This is a genomic window from Pseudomonas sp. SDT291_1_S447 (assembly GCF_054070155.1).
Genome location: NZ_JBSVXS010000073.1, coordinates 18,601 through 28,092, shown reverse-complemented (window position 1 = coordinate 28,092; position 9,492 = coordinate 18,601). Strand labels below are relative to the sequence as shown.

Annotated in this window: 8 protein-coding genes; all 8 read left to right on the top strand. The window is 59.9% G+C overall.

From position 1 onward, the window contains the following. The first annotated feature begins 298 nt into the window (after positions 1–298). The 8 genes from ACW9IR_RS20265 to trpE all read left to right on the top strand — a co-directional run bounded on the left by ACW9IR_RS20265 (position 299) and on the right by trpE (position 9,477). Positions 299–1,423, top strand: a complete 1,125-nt coding sequence (locus ACW9IR_RS20265) for an ABC transporter ATP-binding protein (protein WP_038363353.1) — start codon at positions 299–301, stop codon at positions 1,421–1,423. A 48-nt stretch (positions 1,424–1,471) separates the two neighbouring features. Beyond that, a complete protein-coding gene (locus ACW9IR_RS20260; RefSeq protein WP_038363355.1) occupies positions 1,472–2,515 on the top strand; it encodes an ABC transporter substrate-binding protein in 1,044 nt (347 codons plus the stop codon). A 181-nt stretch (positions 2,516–2,696) separates the two neighbouring features. Next, entirely contained in the window at positions 2,697–3,944 is a 1,248-nt protein-coding gene (locus ACW9IR_RS20255) for an ABC transporter permease (protein WP_457464870.1), read from the top strand. Between the two features lie 12 nt (positions 3,945–3,956). Next, on the top strand, positions 3,957–4,781 hold the full coding sequence (locus tag ACW9IR_RS20250) for an ABC transporter permease (protein WP_008084123.1): 825 nt from the start codon (positions 3,957–3,959) through the stop codon (positions 4,779–4,781). 390 nt (positions 4,782–5,171) lie between these two features. Then, the gene (locus ACW9IR_RS20245) at positions 5,172–6,320 is read left to right on the top strand and encodes an iron-containing alcohol dehydrogenase (RefSeq protein WP_457464868.1); all 1,149 of its coding nucleotides are present in this window, start codon (positions 5,172–5,174) and stop codon (positions 6,318–6,320) included. A gap of 114 nt (positions 6,321–6,434) precedes the next feature. Beyond that, complete coding sequence (gene rpe / locus ACW9IR_RS20240) at positions 6,435–7,109, top strand: ribulose-phosphate 3-epimerase (RefSeq protein ID WP_457464866.1); 675 nt, start codon at positions 6,435–6,437, stop codon at positions 7,107–7,109. Beyond that, entirely contained in the window at positions 7,106–7,924 is an 819-nt protein-coding gene (locus ACW9IR_RS20235; protein ID WP_095122636.1) for a phosphoglycolate phosphatase, read from the top strand. Before rpe ends, ACW9IR_RS20235 begins: the two co-directional genes overlap by 4 nt. A gap of 71 nt (positions 7,925–7,995) precedes the next feature. Beyond that, complete coding sequence (gene trpE, locus ACW9IR_RS20230; RefSeq protein WP_110720713.1) at positions 7,996–9,477, top strand: anthranilate synthase component I; 1,482 nt, start codon at positions 7,996–7,998, stop codon at positions 9,475–9,477. Positions 9,478–9,492 lie beyond the last annotated feature (15 nt).

Sequence of the window (9,492 nt, the reverse complement as noted above, 5' to 3'; positions counted from 1 at the left end):
ATTCACTGAAGTGTTGGCTGATCCACCGCTATCGCGAGCAGGCTCACTCCTACAGGGGATCTCCATAGCGCCAGAAATTTTGGGCATATCTGTTAGCGACACGCGCTTTTGCTTGTTCTTGCAGCTTGCAGCTCAACCCTCGTCACTGCCTTATCCATTAGCGCCATCCTTGTAGGGCAATCCCTACCCCCAACCTTCCATCCGGCTGAGGCGATTCTCTCCTGCGCCCCGATTTGCGTGCCAGTCAGCAACCACTAGGCTTAATCCACAAGCAGTCATCAACAACAAAGGTGTGGGTATGAGCCAGGTCGATACAAACGCAGGGGCCAGTGATGTGCTGGTCAGCTTTCGTGGAGTGCAGAAGAGCTACGACGGCGAGAACCTGATCGTCAAAGACCTCAACCTGGACATTCGCAAAGGCGAATTTCTCACCCTGCTCGGGCCGTCCGGTTCCGGCAAGACCACCAGCCTGATGATGCTCGCCGGTTTCGAAACACCGACCGCCGGCGAGATTCTGCTGGCTGGGCGCTCGATCAACAATGTGCCGCCGCACAAACGCGACATCGGCATGGTGTTCCAGAACTACGCGCTGTTCCCGCACATGACTGTGGCCGAGAACCTCGCGTTCCCGCTGACCGTCCGTGGCCTGAACAAAAGTGATGTCAGCGACCGCGTGAAGAAAGTCCTCAGCATGGTTCAGCTCGATGCGTTCGCTTCCCGCTATCCGGCGCAGTTGTCCGGTGGTCAGCAACAACGTGTGGCATTGGCCCGCGCGCTGGTGTTCGAACCGCAACTGGTGTTGATGGACGAACCCCTTGGCGCCCTCGACAAACAACTGCGCGAACACATGCAGATGGAAATCAAACACCTGCACCAGCGTCTCGGCGTGACCGTGGTCTACGTGACCCACGATCAGGGTGAAGCGCTGACCATGTCCGACCGCGTCGCGGTGTTCCATCAAGGCGAAATCCAGCAGATCGCCCCACCGCGCACCCTTTACGAAGAACCGAAAAATACCTTCGTCGCCAACTTCATCGGCGAGAACAACCGCCTCAACGGCCGCCTGCTCAGCCAGAGCGGCGAGCGCTGCGTGGTCGAGTTGGGCCGTGGCGAAAAGGTCGAGGCGCTGGCGGTCAACGTCGGCCAGACCGGCGAGCCGGTAACCCTGTCGATCCGTCCGGAGCGCGTCAGCCTCAACGGTTCGAGCGATCAATGCGTTAACCGCTTCTCAGGGAGGGTGGCGGAATTCATCTATCTGGGCGACCACGTCCGGGTGCGCCTGGAAGTCTGCGGCAAGACCGACTTCTTCGTGAAACAACCGATTGCCGAGCTCGATCCAGCGCTCGCCGTCGGTGACGTGGTACCGCTTGGCTGGCAGGTCGAGCACGTTCGCGCGCTTGATCCGCTTTTAGAGGCGAACTGATCGCCCCGGCAATACCAACACCAACCCTGCACGTGGAGAGAACAATAAATGTTGAGATCCCTGAAGTTCACCGCCCTGACCCTGGGCCTGATGGGTGCGGCAAGCGCAATGGCCGCTGGCCCGGATTTGACCGTGGTGTCGTTTGGCGGGGCGAACAAGGCGGCGCAAGTCAAAGCCTTCTATGCACCGTGGGAAGCGGCGGGCAACGGCAAGATCGTCGCCGGCGAATACAACGGCGAAATGGCCAAGGTCAAAGCCATGGTCGACACCAAGAGCGTGTCGTGGGACCTGGTCGAAGTTGAATCGCCAGAGCTGTCCCGTGGCTGCGACGAAGACATGTTCGAACAACTCGACCCGGCGCTGTTCGGCAAAACCGAAGATTACGTCAAAGGCGCAATTCAGCCGTGCGGCGTAGGTTTCTTCGTTTGGTCGACCGTACTCGCTTACAACGCCGACAAGCTGAAAACCGCACCGACCAGTTGGGCGGATTTCTGGGACACCAAGAAATTCCCGGGCAAACGTGGCCTGCGTAAAGGTGCCAAGTACACCCTCGAATTCGCTTTGATGGCCGATGGTGTGGCGCCGAAAGACGTCTACAAGGAACTGGCGAGCAAGGGGGGCCAGGATCGCGCGTTCAAGAAACTTGATGAGCTGAAACCGAGCATCCAATGGTGGGAAGCCGGCGCGCAACCGCCGCAATACCTCGCTTCCGGTGACGTAGTGATGAGCTCGGCCTACAACGGTCGCATCGCTGCCGTGCAAAAAGAATCCAACCTGAAAGTGGTGTGGAACGGCGGCATCTACGACTTCGACGCCTGGGCCATTCCGAAAGGTCTGGACGCCAAACGCGCGGAAGCGGCGAAGAAGTTCATCGCCTTCTCGGTACAGCCGCAGCAACAGAAGACCTACTCGGAAAACATCGCCTACGGCCCGGCCAACACCCAGGCTGTGCCGCTGCTGGCCAAGGATGTCCTGAAAGACATGCCGACCACCCCGGAAAACATCGCCAACCAGGTGCAGATCGACGTCAGCTTCTGGGCTGACAACGGCGAGCAACTGGAGCAGCGCTTCAACTCCTGGGCGGCGAAATAACCGAGGGCTCGCTCTCCTGTGGGAGCGAGCTTGCTCGCGAAAGCGCCAGTCCATTCAACATTGATGTCGACTGATGCGCCGCCTTCGCGAGCAAGCTCGCTCCCACATTTGGATCTGTGTGCATCAATCGATCGAGGTGGTTCGCCACCTCTGTAACGATCAAAGATTTGCGGAGTACGTCATGGCCATCGCCGTTCCCCTGAACGAGGGCAACAGCCCCACCTTGAAGCAGAAGCTCAAGCGCGCCGAGCGGGTCAACCGCTGGAAGGCTCAAGCGCTGATTGCGCCGCTGGTGCTGTTTCTGCTGCTGGTGTTTCTGGTGCCGATCGTGGCGCTGCTCTACAAAAGCGTCGGCAACACCGAAGTGGTCGGCGGCATGCCGCGCACCGTGGCGGCCATCGCCAGTTGGGACGGCCGCGGCCTGCCCGCTGAACCGGTCTATAAAGCCGCCGGCGAAGACCTCGCCGAAGCGCGCAAAAACCAGACGCTGGGCGATTTGTCCAAGCGCTTGAACATGGAGTTGGCCGGCTATCGCAGCCTGTTGACCAAAACCGCCCGGGCGCTGCCGTTCGCCAGCGAACCGGCCTCTTATAAAGAAGCGCTGGAAGCTCTCGACGAACGTTGGGGCGACCCCGCCTACTGGCAGGCGGTCAAACGCAACACCAGCAGCATCACGCCTTATTACCTGCTGGCGTCCGTCGACCACCGTATCGACGACCTCGGCGAAATCGCCCCAGCCACCCCGGATCAGGCGATCTACCTCGACATCTTCGCCCGCACCTTCTGGATGGGCCTAGTGATCACCGTGATCTGCCTGCTGCTGGCGTATCCACTGGCTTATCTGCTAGCGAACCTGCCATCGCGGCAAAGCAATCTGCTGATGATTCTGGTGCTGTTGCCGTTCTGGACCTCGATTCTGGTGCGCGTAGCCGCATGGATCGTACTGCTGCAATCGGGCGGCCTGATCAACAGCGGTCTGATGGCCATGGGCATCATCGATAAACCGCTGGAGTTGGTGTTCAACCGCACCGGTGTGTACATCTCGATGGTGCACATCCTGTTGCCGTTCATGATCCTGCCGATCTACAGCGTGATGAAAGGCATCTCGCCGACTTACATGCGCGCGGCGATCTCCCTTGGCTGCCATCCGTTTGCCAGTTTCTGGCGGGTGTACTTCCCGCAGACCTATGCCGGTGTCGGCGCCGGTTGCCTGTTGGTGTTCATCCTCGCCATCGGCTACTACATCACCCCGGCGCTGCTCGGCAGCCCGAACGATCAAATGGTCAGCTACTTCGTCGCCTTCTACACCAATACCAGCATCAACTGGGGCATGGCCACCGCACTGGGCGGGCTGTTGCTGCTGGCGACCGTGGTGCTTTATCTGATTTACAGCTGGCTGGTGGGCGCCAGTCGCCTGCGCCTGAGCTAAGGGGAATTCGAGATGCTGAGTCCTTACATGTCGCCCATTGAACGGGTGTGGTTCTACAGCCTGCGGATCCTCTGCGGCCTGATTCTGTTGTTCCTGATTCTGCCGGTGCTGGTGATTATTCCGCTGTCGTTCAACTCGGGCAGTTTTCTGGTCTATCCGCTGCAAGGCTTCTCGCTGCAGTGGTATCACGACTTCTTCGCTTCGGCGGAATGGATGCGCGCACTGAAGAACAGCATCATCGTTGCCCCGGCGGCCACGGTGCTGGCGATGATCTTTGGCACGCTGGCGGCGATTGGCCTGACTCGCGGTGACTTTCCCGGTAAAGCGCTGGTGATGGCGCTGGTGATTTCGCCGATGGTGGTGCCGGTGGTGATCATTGGTGTGGCGAGTTATCTGTTCTTTGCGCCGTTGGGGTTGGGTAACAGCTTTTTCTCATTGATCGTCGTGCATGCGGTGCTGGGCGTGCCGTTTGTGATCATCACGGTGTCGGCGACGTTGCAGGGGTTTAACCATAATCTGGTGCGTGCAGCGGCTAGTCTTGGTGCTTCGCCACTGACGGCGTTTCGTCGGGTGACCTTGCCGCTGATTGCGCCGGGGGTGATTTCCGGGGCGCTGTTTGCGTTCGCTACCTCGTTTGACGAGGTGGTGGTGACGCTGTTTCTTGCCGGGCCTGAGCAGGCGACGTTGCCTCGGCAAATGTTTAGCGGGATTCGCGAGAATCTCAGCCCGACGATTGCCGCGGCTGCTACTTTGCTGATTGCCTTCTCAGTCATCCTGTTGCTGACTCTGGAATGGCTGCGTGGGCGTAGCGAGAAACTGCGTACGGCTCAGGTTTAAGGGCCAGATCAAAAGCTTACCCCCTCACCCCAGCCCTCTCCCCCAAGGGGGCGAGGGGGAAAGGGAGCAGATCTTCATGGTTATCAAAACCTGAGTTCGACTCGGTATAGCACGTCGGTGTACTTCTCCCATCCACCTCGGTCAGTCTTTTTACCTTCGGGGGGAAGGGGGCAGATCGTTGTTTTTCAAAACCTGAGTTCGACTCGGTATCGCACGTCGGTGTACCTCTCACATTCACCTCGATCAGTCCCCTCTCCCTCCGGGAGAGGGCTAGGGTGAGGGGCTCTTGATTTTCTAACCGATCAACCATTCACACCCTGAATAGCAGACAACCCCAAATCCCCAGCTAATCTTGTGCCCAGCTCCCATATCTATAAGAGGCTGCGCACGATGAGTCTGTCCCAGTTCAAAATCGCTCACAAACTGATCACCGGCGCCGCCGCCATCGAACAACTGGCCGCCGAACTCACTCGCCTCGATATCGACAATCCGCTGATCGTCACCGACGCCGCGCTGGTCAAGTCCGGCACTGTCGAGCTGGCGCTGTGCCAATTGGGCGGGCGCGACTACGAGATTTTCGACCGTGTGCTGCCCGACCCTGAAATCGCCATCGTCGAAGACTGCATGCGTGTCTACCGCGAAGGCGGGCATGACGGATTGATCGGCCTCGGTGGCGGCAGTGCCATCGACATCGCCAAAAGCGTCGCCGCCTACGCCGGTTACCACGGCGCACTTGAAGATCTGTTCGGCGTCGATCAGGTGCCGCGCAAAGGCCCGCCGCTGATCGCCATCCCGACCACCGCCGGCACCGGTTCCGAAGTGACCAACGTCGCGATCCTCTCGGACAAAGTCGCGCAATTGAAGAAAGGCATCGTCAGCGACTTTCTATTACCGGACGTGGCGCTGGTCAGCCCGCAAATGACCCTGACCTGCCCACGCAGCGTCACCGCCGCCAGTGGCGTCGACGCACTGGTGCACGCCATCGAATCCTACCTGTCGGTGAATGCCTCGCCGATCACCGACTCGCTGGCCATCGGTGCCATCAAGCTGATTGCCAGGTCCCTGCCCAAGGCTTATGCCAACGGTGCAAATCTGCAAGCCCGCGAAGACATGGCCACCGCCAGCCTGATGGCCGGCATGGCGTTTGGTAATGCCGGGGTCGGCGCGGTGCATGCGCTGGCGTATCCGCTGGGGGGGCGTTTCAACATTGCCCATGGCGTCAGTAACGCGTTGCTGCTGCCGTATGTCATGACCTGGAACAAGATGGCTTGCGTCGAGCGCATGCAGGATATCGCCGAAGCCATGGGGGTGAAGACTGCTCATTTGAGTGCAACCGAGGCGGCGGACAAAGCCGTACAGGCGATGACCGACTTGTGCGCGGCCGTGGAAATTCCTGCCGGGCTGCGCAGTTTCGGCGTGCCGGAAGAGGCGATCCCGGCGATGGCCGTGGAGGCTGCAGGCATTGAACGGCTGATGCGCAACAACCCGCGCAAACTCAGCGCTGTGGACATCGAGAAGATCTATCGCGCGGCGTATTGAGTCAGCGCCGGTCATCCGTCATGGCACAACCCAATCATCGCGGTCACGGTGCGCGCTTGGAAACTTGAGGTATACAATGCGCGCCATCGTGATTTAGCTCAGAAAAGGTGCGTCATGCAGCCCTTCGTAATTGCTCCGTCGATTCTCTCCGCCGACTTCGCCCGCCTCGGCGAGGAAGTCGACAACGTTCTGGCCGCTGGCGCCGACTTCGTCCACTTCGACGTCATGGACAACCACTACGTGCCAAACCTGACCATCGGCCCGATGGTCTGCGCGGCATTGCGCAAGTACGGCGTCACCGCGCCGATCGATGCGCATCTGATGGTCAGCCCGGTGGATCGTATCGTTGGCGACTTCATCGAAGCCGGCGCTACTTACATCACTTTCCACCCGGAAGCCACGCTGCACGTTGATCGTTCGCTGCAACTGATCCGTGAGGGCGGCTGCAAATCCGGTCTGGTGTTCAACCCGGCGACGCCGCTGGACGTGCTCAAGTACGTGATCGACAAGGTCGACATGGTCTTGCTGATGAGCGTCAACCCGGGCTTCGGCGGGCAGAAATTCATTCCCGGCACCCTCGACAAACTGCGCGAAGCACGGGCGATCATTGATGCCTCGGGCCGTGACATCCGCCTGGAAATCGACGGCGGCGTCAACATCAACAATATCCGTGAAATCGCTGCCGCTGGCGCTGATACCTTTGTTGCCGGCTCGGCGATCTTCAATGCGCCGAACTATCAGGAAGTCATCGACAAGATGCGTTCCGAACTGGCGCTGGCGCGCCCATGAGCGGGTTTGAGCAGCTGTTCCCGGGAAAACTGCCTCGGCTGGTGATGTTCGATCTGGATGGCACGCTGATCGACTCGGTTCCAGACCTGGCAGCAGCGGTGGACACCATGCTGCTCTCCCTCGGCCGCAAGCCTGCGGGCATCGACTCGGTGCGCGAGTGGGTTGGCAACGGCGCGCCGGTCCTGGTGCGCCGTGCGTTGGCCGGTGGTATTGATCATTCGGCGGTGGATGACGTCGAAGCCGAACATGCGCTGGAAGTGTTCATGCAAGCCTACGGCGCCAGCCATGAGCTGACCGTGGTCTATCCCGGCGTGCGCGACACCCTCAAGTGGCTGCACAAGCAAGGCGTGGCGATGGCGCTGATCACCAACAAACCGGAGCGTTTCGTCGCGCCGCTGCTGGATCAGATGAAGATCGGCCGCTACTTCAAGTGGATCATCGGCGGCGATACCTTGCCGCAGAAAAAACCGGATCCAGCCGCGCTGTTCTTCGTAATGAAAATGGCCAACATCCCGGCCTCGCAATCGTTGTTCGTCGGCGACTCGCGCAGCGACGTACTGGCGGCGAAAGCGGCGGGGGTCAAATGCGTGGCGCTGAGCTATGGCTACAACCACGGTCGACCGATTGCCGAAGAATCACCGGCGCTGGTGATCGACGATCTGCGCAAGCTAATTCCCGGTTGCCTCGGTTCGGCCGCTGAGATAACGTTGCCCGACGCTGCTCAATCCCATTCTGGAAACGCCATCGTGGTGGTCACTCGCAAACTCTGGATGAAAGTCATCAAGGCCCTGGCCCGCTGGCGTTGGCGCGCCTGACTTGTTCCTGGCCGGCCTGCCGGCGCGTTTGCATACCTGACTGATTTGCCCCTCACACCACGAGGCACCTTATGATCCGCGAAGAATTCCTGCGCTTGGCCGCTGACGGCTACAACCGCATTCCGTTGGCCTGCGAAACCCTGGCCGACTTCGACACGCCGCTGTCGATCTACCTGAAACTGGCCGACCAGCCCAACTCCTACCTGCTCGAATCGGTGCAGGGCGGCGAGAAATGGGGCCGTTACTCGATCATCGGCCTGCCGTGCCGCACCGTGCTGCGGGTTCACGACCATCACGTCAGTATCACCGTTGATGGCGTCGAGACCGAAAGCCACGACGTGGAAGACCCGTTGGCGTTCGTTGAAACCTTCAAGGCGCGCTATAACGTGCCAACCATTGCCGGTTTGCCGCGTTTCAACGGTGGTCTGGTCGGTTATTTCGGTTATGACTGCGTGCGTTATGTCGAGAAGCGTCTGGGCAAGTGCCCGAACCCGGATCCACTGGGCGTGCCGGACATTTTGCTGATGGTTTCCGACGCTGTTGTGGTGTTCGACAACCTCGCCGGCAAGATGCACGCGATCGTGTTGGCCGACCCTGCGCAGGCGGATGCCTTCGAACAAGGTCAGGCGCAACTGCAGGCATTGCTCGAGAAGCTGCGCCAGCCGATCACTCCGCGCCGTGGCCTGGATTTCAGTAAGCAGCAATCGGCTGATCCAGTGTTCCGCTCCAGTTTCACCCAGAACGACTACGAAAAAGCCGTCGACACCATCAAGGAATACATCCTTGCCGGTGACTGCATGCAGGTCGTGCCGTCGCAGCGCATGTCGATCGACTTCAAGGCTGCACCGATCGATCTGTACCGCGCCCTGCGTTGCTTCAACCCGACGCCGTACATGTATTTCTTCAACTTCGGCGACTTCCATGTTGTCGGTAGTTCGCCGGAAGTGCTGGTGCGCGTTGAAGACAACCTGATCACCGTGCGCCCGATTGCCGGCACTCGCCCACGTGGCGCGACCGAAGAGGCGGACGTGGCGCTGGAAGAAGACCTGCTGTCGGACGACAAGGAAATCGCCGAGCACTTGATGCTGATCGATCTCGGTCGCAACGATACCGGTCGCGTCTCGGAGATTGGTTCGGTGAAGCTCACCGAGAAAATGGTCATCGAGCGTTATTCCAACGTTATGCACATCGTCTCCAACGTCACCGGCCAGTTGAAAGAAGGGCTGACGGCGATGGATGCGTTGCGAGCGATTCTGCCGGCGGGCACCTTGTCCGGCGCCCCGAAGATTCGCGCGATGGAAATCATCGACGAACTGGAGCCGGTCAAGCGTGGCGTCTACGGCGGCGCGGTCGGTTACTTCGCCTGGAACGGCAACATGGACACCGCGATTGCCATTCGCACGGCAGTGATCAAGAACGGCGAGCTGCACGTGCAGGCCGGTGGCGGCATCGTTGCCGACTCGGTGCCGGCGCTGGAATGGGAAGAAACCCTGAACAAACGCCGCGCGATGTTTCGTGCCGTGGCCCTGGCCGAGCAAACCCCGGAAGCTTGACCAACACAAAACCCT